Raw genomic sequence first — 16,658 nt, forward strand, 5'->3', positions numbered from 1 at the left:
AGACAAGCCCTTGACCGACGACATGCCGGGCGCGGCGACCGACCTTGTGGCGGCCCGCGCCCGGCTTCTGCGGCGTACCCCTTCCGACTCCCGGCTCGACGCGCACGCGCTGCGCGACGCGCTGGCCGATCTCGCGGAGCTCTGGCTCACCACCCACGGACACGCCGCGGGCATCCTTCCCGACAGTGGACTCGCGCTGGTCGCGGTAGGCGGCCTCGGGCGCCGTGAACTGCTGCCGTACTCCGACTTCGATCTGATCCTGCTGCACGATGACGGCGTTCCCATCGAGTCCGTCGCCGAGGCGGCGGACTCGCTCTGGTACCCGCTATGGGACGCGCACATCAAGCTCGACCACAGTGTCCGCACCGTCCCACAGGCGCTGCAGGTGGCCTCGTCCGACCTCAGCGCCGCGCACGGCATGCTCGAGGCCAGGCACATCGTGGGCGACGAGGCCTTGTCGACCCTGCTGGTCACGGGCGTGCGCCGACAGTGGCGTTCCGACATCCGTGGGCGCTTCCCCGAGCTGGTCGAGCAGGCCGAGGAGCGGTGGCGGCGCAGCGGCGAGATCGCGCACCGCGCCGAGCCCGACCTCAAGAACGGGCGCGGGGGTATGCGGGACGTGCAACTGCTGCGGTCGCTGTCGATCGCCCAGCTCACAGACGGCATCCCGGTGCTCGACGGTGCCGCGGGGCCCGGCGGCGTCGCGCATGCGCACGCCCGACTCCTGGACGCGCGTACAGAGCTGCATCGCACGGCGGGCCGCGCCCGCGACCAGCTACGTGCGCAGGACGCCGACGAGATCGGCGCGGCGCTGCGCGTCGGCGACCGCTTCGACCTCGCGCGCACCGTCAGCGACAGCGCACGCACCGTGGCGTTCGCGGTGGACGTGGGGATCCGGACGGCGGCGAACGCGCTGCCGCGTAAGGGGATCGCCCGGATCCGCAAGACCCCGGCACGGCGTCCGCTCGCGGAAGGCGTGGTCGCCCAGGCGGGGGAGGTCGTGCTGGCGCGGGACGCGAACCCGGCCCGAGATCCGGGCCTGACGGTGCGGGTGGCGGCGGCGGCCGCGGCACACGACCTGCCCATCTCCGTGGGGACGCTGGCCCGGCTCGCCGACGCGGCGCCGGAGCCGCGCGAGCCATGGCCGGAGGAGGCCGTCGACGACTTCCTGCGGCTACTGGGCGCGGGCCGCCGTAGCGTCCGCGTCATCGAGTCCCTCGACCGGACGGGCCTGTGGGGGCGGTTGCTGCCCGAATGGGGCGCTGTCCGCGACCTTCCCCCGCGCGACGCGATCCATACGTGGACCGTGGACCGGCACCTCGTCGAGACGGCCTCGTGGGCTGCGAGCTTCGCGAGTCGCGTGACCCGTCCGGATCTGCTGGTCCTCGGGGCGCTGCTGCACGACCTGGGCAAGGGGCGCGGGGGCGACCACAGCATCGTCGGCGCGGAGATCGCGGCGCAGGTGTGCCGGCGGCTGGGACTGCCGGACGCCGACGCCGCCGTGGTCGAGTCGATGGTGCGGTATCACCTGCTGCTGCCTGAGGTGGCCACGCGTCGCGATCTCGACGATCCCGCCACCGTCGAGAAGGTGGTGACGGCGCTGGGTGGGAACCCGGTGCTGCTCGAACTACTGCACGTGCTCGCGGAGGCAGACTCCCTGGCGACGGGACCCGGCGTGTGGGGCGACTGGAAGTCGTCGCTCATCGGGGATCTCGTGCGGCGCGCCCGCCTCGCGATGGCGGGGGAGCCGCTACCCGAGCCCACCCCGCCGGACGATGAGACGGTCGCTATCGCGGCCGACGGCGGTACGCACATCCGCATCGCCCCGGCACCCGAGCGCGGCCCGCACACGTACGCGGTCACCGTCGTGAGCCCGGACCGGCGTGGTCTGCTGGCCCGGATGGCAGGCGTGCTGGCGCTCGCCGGCCTGCGGGTCCAGGATGCATCGGTCACGGCGGTCGGCGATGCGGCCGTCAACCGCTTCGTCGTCGTGCCCAACTTCGGTACCCCCGCCGACGAGGCCATCGTGCGGCAGCAACTGCTCGCCGCGCTGTCCGGCGCCACGGATGTGAAGGCCGAGCTCGACGCCCGCGAGTCCGCCGCGGAGCCGCCACTGGCGGGTGGGGCCGCCGGACCGCCGCTGCGGTCGGCGTCGCCGGCCCGGGTGCGATGGTTCGAACAGGCCGACCGGACCGTCGTGCTTGAGGTTCGGGCGGGCGACCGGCTCGGCCTGCTGGCGCGCGTCGCATCGATCCTGGAGACCGCAGGCGCCGACGTGCTGTGGGCACGCGCGATCACGCACGGCGCGTCGGTGGTCGACGTGTTCTGCGTCGCCCCGCCCTCCGATCCGGGTTTCCGCGACACCGTCGAGGCGGCAGTGCTCGAAGTCGTGCCCGCCGCGGAGCCGCCACCTACCCCGGACGAACTGGCCAGCCGATAGGGTGTTGGGGTGTTCGACTCCCTCTCCGATCGCCTGACAGGCGCACTCAAGGACCTCCGCGGCAAAGGCCGGCTGACCGACGCGGACATCGACTCGACGTGCCGGGAGATCCGTCTGGCGTTGCTCGAGGCGGACGTCGCGCTGCCTGTGGTCCGGGCGTTCGTCGCGCGGATCAAGGAGCGCGCCAAGGGCTCCGAGGTCTCGGCGGCGCTCAACCCCGCGCAGCAGATCGTCAAGATCGTCAACGAGGAGCTCATCGAGATCCTCGGCGGCGAGACCAGGCGGCTGAACCTCGCGAAGACGCCGCCGACGGTGATCATGCTCGCCGGCCTGCAGGGTGCGGGTAAGACGACCCTCGCCGGCAAGTTGGCGGCGTGGCTGCGGGGGCAGGGGCACACGCCCATGCTCGTGGCCTGCGACCTGCAGCGGCCAGGCGCCGTCGATCAGTTGCGCATCGTCGGCGAACGTGCGGGTGTGCCGGTGCACGCACCGCACCCCGGTACATCCGTCGGGGGTGCGGGCGAGCTCGGCGTGAGCGCGGCCGATCCGGTGAACGTCGCTCGGTCCGGTATCGATGAGGCGCGCGCCAAGCAGCACGACGTGGTCATCGTCGACACCGCGGGCCGGCTCGGCATCGACCAGGAGCTGATGTCCCAGGCTGCGAACATCCGCGACGCCGTGAGTCCCGACGAAGTGCTGTTCGTCCTCGACGCCATGATCGGCCAGGACGCGGTCTCGACCGCGCAGGCGTTCCAGGACGGCGTCGGGTTCACCGGCGTGGTGCTGACCAAGCTCGACGGCGACGCCCGCGGTGGTGCGGCCCTGTCGGTCCGCGAGATCACCGGCAAGCCGATTCTGTTCGCGTCCACGGGTGAGAAGCTCGAGGACTTCGACGTCTTCCACCCGGACCGGATGAGTTCGCGCATCCTCGGAATGGGTGACGTGCTGTCGCTCATCGAGCAGGCCGAGCAGGTCATGGATCAGCAGAAGGCCGAGGAGGCCGCGGCGAAGATCACCTCGGGTGAGCTGACGCTGGAGGACTTCCTCGATCAGATGCTGATGATCCGGCGCATGGGCCCCATCGGGAACCTGCTGGGCATGCTGCCGGGAGCGGGCCAGATGAAGGACGCACTCGCCGCGGTCGACGACTCGCAGCTGGACCGCATCCAGGCCATCATCCGCGGCATGACGCCAGCCGAGCGCGCGGATCCGAAGATCATCAACGCCTCGCGGCGCCTGCGTATCGCGAAGGGCTCCGGCGTCACCGTGACCGACGTCAACCAGCTCGTGGATCGCTTCTTCGAGGCACGCAAGATGATGTCGCAGATGGCGGGATTCGGTGCGCCCAAGCGTATTCCGAAGCGGAAGCAGAAGCAGCAGAAGGGCAAGAAGGGCAAGAAGGGATCGGGGCGCGGGCCCACGCCGCCGCGTAACGCGCGGGGCGGCGCGTCCGCCGGGACTCCGGGCATGCCCGGGTTGCCGCCCGGCATGGCGGGAATGCCGCAGGGCCTCGACCAGTTGCCGCCCGGGCTGGAGGGCATCGACATGGCCGAGATCGAACGGCAGCTGAAGAAGAAGCGCTGACGTGCTGCACTTCCGGGGGGCGGTGCTGCCGGACGGCCCGGATGAGTTCTGGGTCGACGACGGTGCCGTGCGTTTCGCACCCCCCGGCGGGCGCGCCGATACCGAGCTGACGGGCTGGGCCGTCCCGGGCCTCGTCGACGCGCACTGCCACGTCGGGATCGTGCCCGACGGCGAACCCACCCTAGAGCGGGCGCGCGAACTCGCTCGGGACGACGTGGCGGTGGGAGTCACTGCCGTGCGCGAGCCGGGGTCGAACCTCGATACGACTCCGCTGGACTCCGAGTCCGACATGCCACGCTTCGTTCGGATGGGGCGCCACATCGCACTGACTCGCCGATACATCCCCGGGCTCGGCGTGCAGCTCGACGACCCCTCAGGCCTCGTCGACGAGGTGCGGCGACAGGCGGCACGCGGCCACGGCTGGGTCAAGATAGTGGGGGATTGGATCGACCGGTCCGTCGGCGACCTCGCGCCCGTGTGGCCGGACGACCTGCTCGCGGAGGCGATCTCGGTGGCGCATGCCGCCGGTGCGCGGGTGGCATCGCACGTGTTCGGCGAGGACGCGCTGCCCGGGCTGCTCGCGGCGGGCGTCGACTGCATCGAGCACGGTTCGGGGCTGACGGACGAGACGATCCGAGTGATGGCCGCCCAGGGCACGGCGCTCGTCCCGACGCTGGTGCAGATCGCCAACTTCCCGTCGATCGCGGAGCCGGCGCTGGGCAAGTACCCGACGTACGCAGCTCACATGCAGGATCTGTTCGACCGGCGATACGAGACCTATCGAGCCGCCTACGAGGCGGGCGTGCAGATGTACGCGGGTACGGACGCGGGCGGCTTCAACGCGCATGGGCGGCTGCCGGTCGAGATCGCCGAGTTGGCCCGGGTGATGCCGGCCGAGGAGGCACTCGCGGCGGCGTCGTGGCGCGCGCGGGAATGGCTGGGCTTCGCGGGTATCGACGACGGTGCACCTGCCGACTTCGTCGTCTACGCCGACGACCCCGTAGCTGTCGTGGCCGCCGGGAGGACGCTCGCGCCTGCGACTGTGGTGCTGCGCGGGCACGTTGCGCTCTAGCTACTTCGTCCCACTTCCCGGCTTGGCATAGACTCCCGTCTGTTCCTGACCCGTGCGAGCGGCGATGGCGTTCATGAGGCGATCGGTTGCGCGGCGGATGGAGACCTCGTCTTCGGGCGTCACGTCGCTCATGTCCAGGGGCGGCAGGATGTCGACCGAGACGTGACTCTTCCAGAAGTTGCTGCGGGTGCGGCCGTCCGTGCCGGTGAGCGCGATGGGAACGACGGGTGTGCCGGTTGCGGCCGCCACCCGGATCACGCCGGTATGGCCCTTGTACATGCGGCCGTCGGGTGATCGGGTGCCCTCGGGATGTATGCCCCAGGCGCCGCCGTCCTCGACTATCGATGTCGCCGCTGCGATCGCGGGGGACGCCTTCGCGCCGCCGCTGCGGTCCACCGGTATCTGGCCCATGCCGGAGAAGAAGATCTTCTTGAACCTCCCGCGCAGGCCCGGTTGGGTGAAGTAGTCGGACTTGGCCAGGAACATCACCGGTCGGCGAGCGCTCTGTACCACGTAGAAGGAGTCGGAGATCGCGAGGTGATTGGCCGCGAGGATCACGGGACCCGTGGGTGGGACGTGTTGTCGCCCTGTGACCTTCGGCCGACCCCACACCCACAGTGCGGGCCCGATCAGGATGTGACGGGCGACCCGGTAGCGGAACGCGGCGCGTAGTTCATCGAGGGACATTCCCTGTATCTACCCGGCCCGACGGACCTTCGGGCGAGAACTGCCGTGATCCCTTGCCGTCGTTCCGCAGTTTCCGCCCGAAGATCCGCGCACCGTCGCGCTTGCGCCCGACCCACCAGTGGGCTTTGGGGGCGCGGCTGAGCAGCTCGACGATGCCGACGGTGACGAGGACCGTCACCACGTACGCGAGCAGCGTCGCCCACGGTGACGACACATGCCGCAGGAACCAGGAGGTGTTCTCGGCGGGGAGCAACAGCACCGACAGCACCATCACGTGGGCGAGGAACACGCCGAAAGAGCGCTTGGCACCGTACGAGGCGACGCGCGCCAGCCGCGGGATCCGATCCATGTTGCGGGCCGCGATGAGGCCCACGGTGTAGACGGCGGCCGTGAGCGCGACGTAGAGGGCCAGACTGGTCGGCTGGAATGCAGAGGAGGCGACCATCGGCGGCGCGCCGCCGCGGAGGCGGAGCTGGTAGATCAGCTGCTCGCCGACCGCGATGATCGCGGCGGCGGCGAACACGAGTGGAGCGTGGCGCAGCAGGACGGCCTCGACCCGCTCGCGGTGCGCAGCGGTGACCGCACCCAGGAAGACGAAGAACTGGTAGGGGACGAAGGTCGCGTAGGCGTGCCACCAGTAGTTGCCGATCGTGCCGGCGGGCTGCCAATGGATCAGCGTCGCGTACACCGCGAGCTGGACGATGGCGGACACGAACAGTAGCCGCAGGTGGTGCCCACGCGTGCGGCGCACGATCCAGAGGACGGCCGGGAAGAGCAGGTAGATCTGCAGCGTGACGAAGATGAAGTACAGCTGGTAGCCGTTCATACCGCCCCACACCACGTTGTAGGCGAGGTTGGCGAGACTGCCAGGGATGTTGCGCGTGTTGTGCGTGGTGACCATCGCGAACACCCAGTAGGCGATCGCCCACACGAGGAACGGTATGGCGACCAGCGGGAGGCGCTTGCGCCAGAATGCCCGCGCCGAGAAGTCGGTCTGGTCGAGCGTGCCGTAGGCCAGCACCAACCCCGTCAGGGCGAAGAACGCGTTCCGGGTGAAATGCAGGTTCAGGGCCAAGGCGTTGGTGACCGTCCCGGTCACCTCGTTATTGGTGTTGGTGAGCGTGTGTACCAGGATGACCAGCAGGAAGGTGATCACACGCATGAAGTCGAGCTGGTGGAGATACCCGCTGCGGCGAGGGGTGGCAGCCCCGGTGCGGCTCGTCGAGACGGCCGGGCGGTTCTGGTCTGCCACTGTCGTCGCCATGCTCTGGATCCTGCACTCCTTGTCTGGGAGATTCCTGGAAGCCGACGCACAGGCTGCTGGTCGAGAATGGTCCCGGGCGCCGAATCGGGGACTCACCTTACCCGACTGTCAGTGCCGGAACCGAGTCTCGGCGGGCGCGTGTGGCGCAGTCGTCGACAGCCGCCGCAAGGTCTCGGCGAGGTCGTCGCGCAGGCGCGCAGCCAGGTCGCGGGAGAGTCCCTCACGCACCACGATGCGCAGAACGGCGACGTCCTGGGCGTCGGCGGGCATCGTGTAGGCGGGAACCTGCCAGCCGTAGGTGCGCAGCTCATGGGACACGTCGAAAACCGTCATCGGTGCATCGGGGTCGAGGTCGAAGGCCAGCACGGGCAGCGCCGTTCCGCCGGTGATGATCCGGATGTGGTCCAGCTCCGCGAGCTCGCCGGCGAGCCATGTCGCCGTGTCCCGCAGGCTCTGCATGACCCGCCTGTAGCCCGCCCGGCCGAGGCGGAGGAAGTTGTAGTACTGCCCGACGATCTGGGCGCCGGGCCGGGAGAAGTTGAGCGTGAAGGTCGGCATGTCGCCGCCCAGATAGTTCACGTGGAAGACGAGGTCGTCGTCGAGTTGGTCGCCGTCCCGGAATACGACGAACCCGATGCCGGGGTAGGTGAGGCCGTACTTGTGGCCCGACACGTTGATCGATACGACGCGGGGGAGCTGGAAGTCCCAGACGAGGTCGGGATCCAGGAACGGCGCGACGAAGCCGCCGCTCGCGGCGTCGACGTGGACGGGCACGTCCGGGCCGCCGGCGGCGGCCACGTCGTCGAGGGCGGCGCATACCCCGGCGACGTCCTCGTACTCGCCCGTGAAGGTGGTGCCCAGTATCACGACGGCGCCGATGGTGTCCTCGTCGACGGCGTCCCGGACCTGCTGGGGAGTGACGACGTACCGGCCCGGTTCGATGGGCAGATAGACGGGCTCGACTTCGAAGTATCGGCAGAACTTCTCCCATACGACCTGCACATTGCTGCCCAGTACGAGCTTGGGTCGGGAGGTGTCGGCTCCGGCGGCGCGGCGGCGCGCCCGCCACGCCCACTTGAGTGCGAGGCCCGCCAGCATGACCGCCTCGGAGCTGCCGATCGTCGACGCGCCCGTCGCCGACGACGGGTCGGCTGGATCCAGGCCGGGTGCGTGGAACAGCTCGGCGACCATCGCGATCGAGCGGGACTCGATGCGCGAGGTAGACGGGTACTCGTCGTGATCGACGGCGTTCTTGTCGAATGCCTCGGTCATGAGCCGGGTGGCGGGCTCCTCCATCCAGGTCGTCACGAACGTCGCGAGATTCTGCCGGGCCTGCCCGTCGAGCATCATCTCGTCGTGGATGAAGCGATAGGTCTCGACCGGCGTCAGCTCGTGGTCGTCGAGCCGAGCGAGCGGGATCGGCCGGGAATCCAGCCGCCCGGAGTAGGCGGGGGTCAGCACGGTGTCGTCGTCGATGTCCACGCCCGCCGACGGTACGACGATTTCGTGGTGTGCGCAGACCGTGGCAGAATGGCCGATTGCTGCCCGGACCCGGTTACGTACCGGCCCGGGGCGGTCACCACTGAGACGGCAAAACCGGATGTGTCCATCCTGGCGCATCGCTGAATTGCACCGTGACATGTAAAGGAACAAGGCTTCATGGCTGTCAAGATCAAGCTCACGCGGCTCGGCAAGATCCGCAACCCCCAGTACCGCGTCGTCGTCGCCGACGCCCGCACCCGCCGTGACGGCCGTGCCATCGAGACCATCGGGAAGTACCACCCGAAGGAGGAGCCGTCGCTCATCGACATCGATTCCGAGCGCGCTCAGTACTGGCTCGGCGTCGGTGCGCAGCCGACCGAGCCCGTCCTCGCCCTGCTGAAGATCACGGGCGACTGGCAGAAGCACAAGGGCCTTCCCGGTGCCGAGGGCACCCTCAAGGTCGCCGAGCCGAAGCCTTCCAAGCAGGATCTCTTCAATGCGGCCCTGGCCGAGGCCGACAAGGAGCCCGCCACCGAGGCGACCACCCCCAAGAAGAAGGCCGCCCCCAAGAAGGACGAGGCCGAGGCCGCTGAGGCCGAGGCGCCCGCCGAGGGGCAGTGAGCGCCGTCGTCGCCGATGCCGTGGAGCACCTGGTCCGTGGCATCGTGTCCCACCCCGACGACGTTCGCGTCGACCTCATCACCGGCCGACGCGGCCGCGTGATCGAGGTGCATGTCAACCCCGACGATCTGGGTAAGGTCATCGGGCGCGGGGGCCGCACCGCCACCGCTCTGCGGACCCTGGTCGCCGGCATCGGCGGTAAGGGCATCCGGATCGACGTCGTCGACACCGACCGGCTCGACTAGCGCGATGGAGCTCGTGATCGGGCGGGTCGTGAAATCGCACGGCATCCGCGGCGAAGTCGTCGTGGAGGTGCGGACCGACTCGCCCGACCTACGTTTCTTCGATGGCGCCGTCCTCACCGGGCGGCGCCCGCGCGAGGACTCCGTCGCGCAGTACACGGTGACCGCGTCGCGTGAGCACTCGGGGAGGCTGCTCCTCACCCTGGCCGAGGTCTCCGACCGCACGGCGGCCGACGCGATCCGCGGGACCCTCTTCGTCATCGACTCGTCCGAGGTCGAGCCTTCAGACGACCCCGACGAGTTCTACGACCACGAGCTCGAGGGACTCGAGGTGAGGCTGGCCGACGGCACCGTCGTCGGGACCGTCGGTGAGGTGCTGCACCCGCCGGGCGGTGAGCTCCTGTCGGTGCGTGCTGCCGATCGCCGGGAGATCCTGGTGCCGTTCGTGAAGGCCATCGTGCCGGTGGTCGATGTAGCCGCGGGCATCATCGAGATCGATCCGCCCGAGGGGCTGCTGGACCCGGATCCCGGGGCGTGAGGAATCGGCTGTGCGCATCGACGTGATCAGCATCTTCCCCGAGTACTTCGCTCCCATGCGGCAGGCGCTGCTCGGCAAGGCCATCGATAAGGGCCTCCTCGAGGTCGAAGTCCACGACCTGCGCGACTGGACCCATGACGTGCACAAGGCCGTCGACGACTCGCCGTACGGCGGCGGGCCCGGCATGGTCATGAAGCCCACGGTCTGGGGCCCCGCACTCGACGACGTGTGCCCCGCCGACGCCCTGCTGGTCGTGCCGACGCCCGCAGGCGTGCCGTTCACACAGGCCATGGCACAGGCCTGGTCGGAGGAGAGGCACATCGTGTTCGCGTGCGGACGCTACGAGGGCATCGACCAGCGGGTGTTCGACGACGCAGCGCGCCGTGTCCGCGTCGTCGAGGTCTCGCTGGGGGACTACGTCCTCATCGGCGGCGAGGCGGCCGTGCTCGTGATGGTCGAGGCGTTCGCGCGGCTCGTCCCGGGCGTGCTCGGCAACGCCGCCTCCCACCAGGACGACTCATTCTCGGACGGGCTCCTGGAGGGACCGTCGTATACGCGCCCGGAGACGTGGCGTGGCCTCACCGTGCCGCCCGTCCTGTTGTCCGGCGACCATGCGAAGGTCGCCGCGTGGCGCCGCGAACAGTCGCTGGCGCGCACCGCCGAGCGGCGTCCGGATCTGTTGCCGCCCGGAGCCGGCGAATCCGAGTAGGACCGCCGGTGCCTGGGGCACAATGGTGGGCGGACCGGATCGGGGGATCCGGACATCGGGGGAAGCGATGGAATCGACGCGGCTGTTGGCCGAGGTGGAATCGCGGGCGGCTGAGCTCGCCAGGCTGGACGAGGAGTACCGCACCGCGCGGGTGACCGCGCGCAGTCGGGACCGGCTGGTGGCGGTCACCGTCGATGTCCGGGGGCGGGTGGTCGACGTGGACCTGCACGCCGGAGTTCAGCGCACGCACGCCCCGGCCGCGCTGGCGCAGCTGATCGTCGAGCTCGCGGGGCAGGCGGCGGATTCACTCGGTACGCACTACGCGCGCCGCGCCGCGCTCGCGGTGGGCGGGGTGCGTTGATGGAGATGGACCCGGCGGCATGGGAGCGCACCGCGCGGCAGCTCGACGCGCTGGCGGACAGCGTGATCGGTCCGCGATCCGTGCCGCGTGCCGGGGACAGGTACGAGCGCGCCATCCAGGGGCAGCTGGCGGCCTCCGACCGCGCTGCCGCGGAAGCCGCTGCGGCGGTCGAGGCGGTTCTGCGGGAGCTGGCAGACAGCGTCGCCGAGTGCGCCGCGCGCGCCGTGGCCGCCGATGCGGCGGGTGCCGTGTCGATAACAGGGGCGCAGTAGTGGTTCCGGGAGCCCTGGGCGACTTCCGCTGGTGGCCGCGGGTGGAACCGGCCGAGTACGAAACGTACGCCGAGGCATGCAGGGAGCGGGCCGCATTGTTCCGCGACCTACACCTCGCTGCCGACGAATGCATGCGCGCACTCGGCGACGGCATGAGCGCTCCGGCAACCGTGTTCGTGTGTGCCGCGGGCGTGGAAACGACTCGCGCCGGGCTCGCGGAGTCGCTGGCCGCTTTGTCGTCCGGCACGGCGGCGCGCCTCGAAGACCTCGCGGCCCGCGCGGCCGCGGACGTTCACGACCTGCGGGCGCAGGCTTCGCCCGGCGACGAGGGCCTCGGGTTCGCGATCGGCCTGATCGACCAGCGCGCCGAGGCGCATGCCGAGGCGGTCGCGGAGGAGGCCGAGCGGCGTGCGCGGCTGCTCGGAGCGAATCACGTCGTGGCTCTGGCTGAGGCCCAGGGGGTCACCGTGACGGAGCCGGCCGGCTCCGGGTTGACTGGTGCCGGGATGCTAGCCGGGGCGATGGGGCGCGACGGGGTACACCGAGCCAGGAGTTACCGCGCCGACGCGTCCAGCGCGCTCGCGGGTGTCGCGGAGCGGTTGCGGGAGCTGGGCGAGGGTGTCACGGGACCCGCGCGCGGTTGGGTCCGGCTCGCTGTCGCGTCGGTCACCGACGAGGCGGGGCGCGCGCGGATCGTGATCGGCACGAACGAGCTGGACGGCTACCTCCGCGCCGGCATCCTGCTGCGCGACGGCGAGTCCGTCGCAGGGAACGAGGAGTGGCCCGAGTTGTCGATCGCCGCGCACTGCGCGGCGCACGGCCTGATCGGCGGCCCGGTCGTGGGCGCGCAACCGCTGCCCGACGACGTCGCCGGGTACTTGCGTACACAGGGCTTCGAGCCCTCGTCGGCTTCGGTCTCGTGGGCGCCACCGGAGGAGGTGGGTGATGCCGCACAGGATCAGCAGCATGCCTGATGTCGAAGCCGTGGTTCTGACGATCCCCGGGGCCGACCGCCACGCTGCCGCCCTCGCTCTCGTGGCGGACACGTTCGATCTGCTCGTAGACCCGACGGGCACGCTCGCCGGCCTCGGATCGGTGCTCGCGGGGGAGCGCCGCGAACCCGGCTCTCGCCGTCGCGAGGTCGAGCGCCTGAGTGCCGTTGCGGACGAGCTCGATGCGGCCGCCGCCGCGGCGCGCCGCGGCGGCGACCTTCCGGCGTACCTGTCCGGATTCCAATGCTCGCGCGCGATTTCGGCCCTCGCGGCGCTGGTATCGGCGGGCGAGTGGCCGTCTTCGGTGCAGCTCGCGGATGTTGCCTACGAGGCGGTGATGGCCACGGGGAGGCGGCAGGTCGTGCTGGCCAGGTTGGCAGGCGGGTCGTGACGGCCCGTAGGTCTATCCGCGGCGGCTAGCGCGGCCGTGGACTCCGGCCCGGTGCCCGGATCGGGTCGCCCCTCCCCGCCATGTTTAGGCTTACCGGGTGAGTTCGCCGAATGACAAGTCTGTAATTCCCACCGTTCCCGGCGTCGCGACGGTGCAGTCGCGTATCGCGCAGGAGTTGTCCATCGGCGAGGGCCAGGTGGCCGCGACGGTGCGGCTGCTGGACGGCGGGGCGACGGTTCCGTTCATCGCTCGCTACCGCAAGGAGGCGACGGGGAGCCTCGACGATGCCCAGCTACGCGCGTTGGACGAGCGGCTGAAGTATCTGCGAGAGCTGGACGAGCGCCGGGCGGCGGTGCTCGAGTCGATCGCCGAACAGGGCAAGCTCACGGATGCGCTGCGCGCGCAACTCGTCTCGGCCGACTCGAAGTCCCGCGTCGAGGATCTCTATCTGCCGTACAAGCCCAAGCGTCGCACCAAGGCGCAGATCGCGCGCGAGGCGGGCCTGGAGCCGCTTGCGGACCGGCTGCTCGAGGACCCGACGCTCGACCCGGACAGCGTCGCGACCGAGTACGTGGGCGAGAACGTCGTCGATACGGCCGCCGCACTCGAAGGGGCCCGGCACATCGTCATCGAGCGTGTGGCCGAGGATGCCGAGCTCGTCGGCGCCGTGCGCGAGAAGTTCTGGACCGGCGGCACGCTGCGTACCGTCGCCCGCGCGGATGCGCCCACCGGCGGCAGGGACGGCGGCGCTGCGAAGTTCCGCGACTACTTCGATTTCTCTGAGCCGCTCGAGCAGATGCCCAGCCATCGCGCTCTGGCCGTACTGCGCGGGGAGAAGGAGGGTGCGCTGTCGCTCGCGTTCGACGGCGGCGAGGACGCCGAGTACGAGGGCATGATCGCGGCGACCCTGCACGTGGAGAACTCCGGTCGCGCCGCGGACCCCTGGCTCGCGCAGACCGTGCGCTGGGCGTGGCGCACCAAGCTCATGCTCTCGTCCACCGTCGACGCTCGGTCGCGGCTGCGGCAGCGCGCCGAGGACGACGCGGTAGGCGTGTTCGCCACGAACCTCGAGGACCTGCTGCTCGCGGCGCCCGCCGGCGCCCGGGCGACGCTCGGCCTCGACCCCGGTTTCCGAACCGGAGTGAAGGTCGCGGTCGTCGACGGCACCGGGAAGGTCGTCGACACCTGCGCGATCTATCCACATCAGCCGCAGAAGCGGTGGGACGAGTCCAAGGCGACGCTCGCGGCACTGGTCGCACGGCACGGCGTCGAGCTGATCGCGATCGGCAACGGCACCGCTTCCCGCGAGACGGACGCTCTCGCGTCCGAGTTGGTCGCGGAGATCGGGAAGGCCGGAGCCGAGGCACCGGCCAAGGTGGTCGTCAGCGAGGCCGGGGCATCGGTGTACTCAGCGTCGGAGTATGCGAGCGGAGAGCTGCCTGACCTGGACGTGTCTCTGCGCGGCGCGGTATCCATAGCCCGGCGCCTGCAGGATCCGCTCGCCGAGCTCGTGAAGATCGATCCGAAGTCCATCGGTGTCGGCCAGTACCAGCACGACATCAACCCGACACACCTCGCCCGCAGCCTCGACGCAGTCATCGAGGACGCGGTGAACGCCGTGGGCGTGGACCTCAATACGGCGTCGGCGCCGCTCCTCGCGCGCGTGTCCGGCGTCTCAGATTCGCTGGCCGCTGCCATCATCGCGCACCGTGACGGTGCTGGCGCGTTCCGCAGCCGCTCCGGCCTCCTCGACGTACCGCGCCTGGGCCCCAAGGCGTTCGAGCAGTGCGCGGGCTTCCTCCGCATCCGCGGTGGCGACGATCCGCTGGACGAGTCCGGTGTCCACCCGGAGGCCTACCCGGTGGTGCGGCGCATCCTGGACCGGTCCGGGCTTCAGCTCGCGGAACTGATCGGCAACAGCTCCGCCCTGCGGAAGCTGGATCCCGCCGAGTTCGCCGACGAGCAGTTCGGCCTGCCGACCGTCACCGACATTCTGCATGAGCTGGAGAAGCCCGGCCGCGCCCCGCGGCCGGCGTTCGTCACCGCGACGTTCGCGGCGGGCGTGGAGAAGGTCGGGGACCTGACACCCGGCATGGTCCTCGAGGGCGTCGTCACCAACGTCGCCGCGTTCGGGGCGTTCGTCGACGTGGGCGTGCACCAGGACGGGTTGGTGCACGTATCCGCGATGTCGGATCGCTTCGTCTCGGACCCGCATGAGGTGGTGAAGTCTGGTCAGGTCGTGAAGGTGAAGGTGCTCGAGGTCGACGTCGAGCGCAACCGTATCGGCCTGACCCTGCGGCTGAACGACGAGCCCGGCCGGCCCGCGAAGGGCGCGGGCAACGGGAGCCGGGGTCGCGGCCAGGCGTCGGGCGGCACCGGACGCGGGCAGGGCCGCGGACGCACGCCCGAGCCGGGTGGCCGCGGTGTCCGACAGGCGAACTCCGGCGGGCAGAGGCGGACCGGTGGTGAAGGGAAGAAGAACACCGGGCGGCAACCGACAGGCTCGATGGCCGAGGCTCTCCGTCGTGCGGGATTCGGACAGTAATCTGGTGGCATGAGCCGATGGTTCAGTGAGGAGATCGTGGCCGGCGGGAGGCTTCCGCTGTTCTGCTTCCTCGTGGGACTGATCGTCGGCTTCCTGTGCATCCGCGGCAGCGTCCGGCTCATCCGGGCGAACGTTCGATGGTGGTTCGGCAACATCCGAGCGGGCGACGTGCACGTGCATCACATGGTCTTCGGCGTGGTGCTGTGCATGGTCTCCGCTGTGGGCCTGATAGCGACGTTCGATACCGCGACGCGGACCACGGGTGCACTGCTCTCGGGCCTGTTCGGACTCGGTGCCGCGCTGGTGCTGGACGAGTTCGCGTTGATCCTCTATCTGCGAGATGTCTACTGGCAGGAGGAGGGCCGGGCGTCCGTCGACGCGGTGTTCGGCGCCGTCGCCGTGTCCGGGCTGCTGCTCCTCGGCTTCCGGCCGCTGGAATTCCTCGATGTGAACGCGGTCCGCGATCTGGGATCACCGCTACCGTGGTCGTTCTACGCCCTCGCGATGGTCGACTTCGGTGCCGCATTGGTCGTGCTCCTCAAAGGCAAGGTGTGGACCGGCCTCGTCGGACTGTTCGTGTGGCCGCTGTTGATCTTCGGCGCGCTGCGGCTCGCGCGGCCTGGTTCGCCGTGGGCACGCTGGCGCTACGGCGACCGCAAGATGGCGCGTGCGCTGCGGCGGGAGCGCCGATTGCGGCGGCCGCTGATCCGCGCCAAGATCTACGTCCAGGACCTGACCGCGGGCCGACCGGACGTGCCACACGCCAAGCTGGAGGCTGAGCGCGTCCTCGACCGCGTCGTCCACGCAGCGCCGCGACCGGTGCCTCGTGCGCCGATTTCCCGTCGGCGGCGTCGGTCTGGCACAATCAACAGGTTGCCCCGGGCGCGTCACGTCCGGAGCAGGGCTGCGCAGCGGCCCACCAGCAACAACGGAGCCGCGCGACGGCTCCCACAACAGGAGTACGAACCGGTCGAACCCCGGGGCACCGCGCACGAGGGCGGGAGCGCCGACGGTCGCCAGGGTCCTCTGCTCGCGACGACGGCAAGAACGGTGTTTAAACAGCGATGAACACGCTCGATTTCATTGACCAGCAGTCCCTGCGCACTGATGTGCCCGACTTCCGGCCCGGCGACACGCTCGACGTGCACGTGAAGGTCATCGAGGGCTCCAAGGAGCGCATCCAGGTCTTCAAGGGCGTCGTCATCCGACGCCAGGGCGGCGGGATCCGCGAGACCTTCACGGTTCGCAAGGTGTCCTTCGGCGTCGGTGTCGAGCGCACCTTCCCGGTGCACAGCCCCAACATCGACCACATCGATGTGCTGACCCGGGGTGATGTGCGCCGCGCGAAGCTCTACTACCTGCGCGATCTTCGTGGCAAGGCCGCCAAGATCAAGGAGAAGCGCTGAAGCTTCCGGCCCGCTGAGGGGCTACGCGCGGAGGGGGGCGGCCCCCGGGGGG

Annotated in this window: 17 protein-coding genes; 14 read left to right on the forward strand and 3 right to left on the reverse strand. The window is 70.3% G+C overall.

Annotation, left to right across the window (positions count from 1 at the left end):
- Window positions 1-22 precede the first annotated feature (22 nt).
- Genes P0W64_RS17125 through P0W64_RS17135 form a run of 3 tightly spaced genes read left to right on the forward strand, consistent with a single transcriptional unit; the run spans window position 23 to window position 5,096 of the window.
- Complete coding sequence (locus P0W64_RS17125) at window positions 23-2,440, forward strand: [protein-PII] uridylyltransferase (protein WP_275481390.1); 2,418 nt, start codon at window positions 23-25, stop codon at window positions 2,438-2,440.
- A 9-nt stretch (window positions 2,441-2,449) separates the two neighbouring features.
- The gene (gene ffh / locus P0W64_RS17130; RefSeq protein ID WP_275481370.1) at window positions 2,450-4,024 is read left to right on the forward strand and encodes a signal recognition particle protein; all 1,575 of its coding nucleotides are present in this window, start codon (window positions 2,450-2,452) and stop codon (window positions 4,022-4,024) included.
- Between the two features lies 1 nt (window position 4,025).
- Window positions 4,026-5,096: an amidohydrolase family protein gene (locus P0W64_RS17135; protein ID WP_275481371.1), complete on the forward strand. Its 1,071-nt coding sequence runs from the start codon at window positions 4,026-4,028 to the stop codon at window positions 5,094-5,096.
- Here the strand turns inward: P0W64_RS17135 and P0W64_RS17140 are convergent, their stop codons facing one another.
- The 3 genes from P0W64_RS17140 to P0W64_RS17150 form a co-directional block, all read right to left on the reverse strand.
- Window positions 5,097-5,783 (reverse strand): lysophospholipid acyltransferase family protein, encoded by a 687-nt coding sequence (locus P0W64_RS17140; protein ID WP_275481372.1) that lies wholly within the window; start codon window positions 5,781-5,783, stop codon window positions 5,097-5,099.
- Entirely contained in the window at window positions 5,770-7,047 is a 1,278-nt protein-coding gene (locus P0W64_RS17145; protein WP_275481373.1) for an acyltransferase, read from the reverse strand. Before P0W64_RS17145 ends, P0W64_RS17140 begins: the two co-directional genes overlap by 14 nt.
- Window positions 7,048-7,155: 108 nt before the next feature.
- The gene (locus P0W64_RS17150) at window positions 7,156-8,529 is read right to left on the reverse strand and encodes a glutamate decarboxylase (RefSeq protein ID WP_275481374.1); all 1,374 of its coding nucleotides are present in this window, start codon (window positions 8,527-8,529) and stop codon (window positions 7,156-7,158) included.
- A 177-nt stretch (window positions 8,530-8,706) separates the two neighbouring features.
- On the opposite strand from P0W64_RS17150, the gene rpsP reads away from it, so the two are divergent.
- From rpsP to rplS, 11 genes are all read left to right on the forward strand, one after another.
- Complete coding sequence (gene rpsP / locus P0W64_RS17155; protein WP_275481375.1) at window positions 8,707-9,150, forward strand: 30S ribosomal protein S16; 444 nt, start codon at window positions 8,707-8,709, stop codon at window positions 9,148-9,150.
- On the forward strand, window positions 9,147-9,395 hold the full coding sequence (locus tag P0W64_RS17160) for an RNA-binding protein (protein ID WP_275481376.1): 249 nt from the start codon (window positions 9,147-9,149) through the stop codon (window positions 9,393-9,395). Before rpsP ends, P0W64_RS17160 begins: the two co-directional genes overlap by 4 nt.
- A gap of 4 nt (window positions 9,396-9,399) precedes the next feature.
- Window positions 9,400-9,930, forward strand: a complete 531-nt coding sequence (rimM, locus tag P0W64_RS17165; RefSeq protein ID WP_275481377.1) for a ribosome maturation factor RimM — start codon at window positions 9,400-9,402, stop codon at window positions 9,928-9,930.
- 10 nt (window positions 9,931-9,940) lie between these two features.
- Entirely contained in the window at window positions 9,941-10,639 is a 699-nt protein-coding gene (gene trmD / locus P0W64_RS17170) for a tRNA (guanosine(37)-N1)-methyltransferase TrmD (RefSeq protein WP_275481378.1), read from the forward strand.
- A 67-nt stretch (window positions 10,640-10,706) separates the two neighbouring features.
- Window positions 10,707-11,000, forward strand: coding sequence for a YbaB/EbfC family nucleoid-associated protein (locus P0W64_RS17175; protein WP_275481379.1), 294 nt, complete (start codon window positions 10,707-10,709; stop codon window positions 10,998-11,000).
- Window positions 11,000-11,272: a hypothetical protein gene (locus P0W64_RS17180; RefSeq protein WP_275481380.1), complete on the forward strand. Its 273-nt coding sequence runs from the start codon at window positions 11,000-11,002 to the stop codon at window positions 11,270-11,272. Before P0W64_RS17175 ends, P0W64_RS17180 begins: the two co-directional genes overlap by 1 nt.
- On the forward strand, window positions 11,272-12,246 hold the full coding sequence (locus P0W64_RS17185; RefSeq protein WP_275481381.1) for a hypothetical protein: 975 nt from the start codon (window positions 11,272-11,274) through the stop codon (window positions 12,244-12,246). Before P0W64_RS17180 ends, P0W64_RS17185 begins: the two co-directional genes overlap by 1 nt.
- On the forward strand, window positions 12,239-12,655 hold the full coding sequence (locus P0W64_RS17190) for a hypothetical protein (RefSeq protein WP_275481382.1): 417 nt from the start codon (window positions 12,239-12,241) through the stop codon (window positions 12,653-12,655). The genes P0W64_RS17185 and P0W64_RS17190 overlap by 8 nt, the downstream gene beginning before the upstream one ends.
- Window positions 12,656-12,752: 97 nt before the next feature.
- Window positions 12,753-15,200 (forward strand): Tex family protein, encoded by a 2,448-nt coding sequence (locus P0W64_RS17195; protein ID WP_275481383.1) that lies wholly within the window; start codon window positions 12,753-12,755, stop codon window positions 15,198-15,200.
- A 9-nt stretch (window positions 15,201-15,209) separates the two neighbouring features.
- Complete coding sequence (locus P0W64_RS17200) at window positions 15,210-16,268, forward strand: hypothetical protein (RefSeq protein WP_275481384.1); 1,059 nt, start codon at window positions 15,210-15,212, stop codon at window positions 16,266-16,268.
- Window positions 16,265-16,606: a 50S ribosomal protein L19 gene (rplS, locus tag P0W64_RS17205; RefSeq protein ID WP_275481385.1), complete on the forward strand. Its 342-nt coding sequence runs from the start codon at window positions 16,265-16,267 to the stop codon at window positions 16,604-16,606. The genes P0W64_RS17200 and rplS overlap by 4 nt, the downstream gene beginning before the upstream one ends.
- The last annotated feature ends 52 nt before the right edge of the window (window positions 16,607-16,658 follow it).

The sequence above is a fragment of the Tsukamurella sp. 8F genome (genome assembly GCF_029167375.1).
GTDB lineage: Bacteria > Actinomycetota > Actinomycetes > Mycobacteriales > Mycobacteriaceae > Tsukamurella.

What these genes read in the sequence shown, in the direction of transcription:
- P0W64_RS17125 (WP_275481390.1), top strand. Translation starts at nt 23, where the DNA reads ATGCCGGGCGCGGCGACCGACCTTGTGGCGGCCCGCGCCCGGCTTCTG.
- P0W64_RS17140 (WP_275481372.1), bottom strand. Translation starts at nt 5,783, where the DNA reads ATGTCCCTCGATGAACTACGCGCCGCGTTCCGCTACCGGGTCGCCCGT.
- P0W64_RS17200 (WP_275481384.1), top strand. Translation starts at nt 15,210, where the DNA reads ATGAGCCGATGGTTCAGTGAGGAGATCGTGGCCGGCGGGAGGCTTCCG.
- P0W64_RS17180 (WP_275481380.1), top strand. Translation starts at nt 11,000, where the DNA reads ATGGAGATGGACCCGGCGGCATGGGAGCGCACCGCGCGGCAGCTCGAC.
- P0W64_RS17145 (WP_275481373.1), bottom strand. Translation starts at nt 7,047, where the DNA reads ATGGCGACGACAGTGGCAGACCAGAACCGCCCGGCCGTCTCGACGAGC.
- P0W64_RS17175 (WP_275481379.1), top strand. Translation starts at nt 10,707, where the DNA reads ATGGAATCGACGCGGCTGTTGGCCGAGGTGGAATCGCGGGCGGCTGAG.
- P0W64_RS17190 (WP_275481382.1), top strand. Translation starts at nt 12,239, where the DNA reads ATGCCTGATGTCGAAGCCGTGGTTCTGACGATCCCCGGGGCCGACCGC.
- rpsP (WP_275481375.1), top strand. Translation starts at nt 8,707, where the DNA reads ATGGCTGTCAAGATCAAGCTCACGCGGCTCGGCAAGATCCGCAACCCC.
- rplS (WP_275481385.1), top strand. Translation starts at nt 16,265, where the DNA reads ATGAACACGCTCGATTTCATTGACCAGCAGTCCCTGCGCACTGATGTG.
- rimM (WP_275481377.1), top strand. Translation starts at nt 9,400, where the DNA reads ATGGAGCTCGTGATCGGGCGGGTCGTGAAATCGCACGGCATCCGCGGC.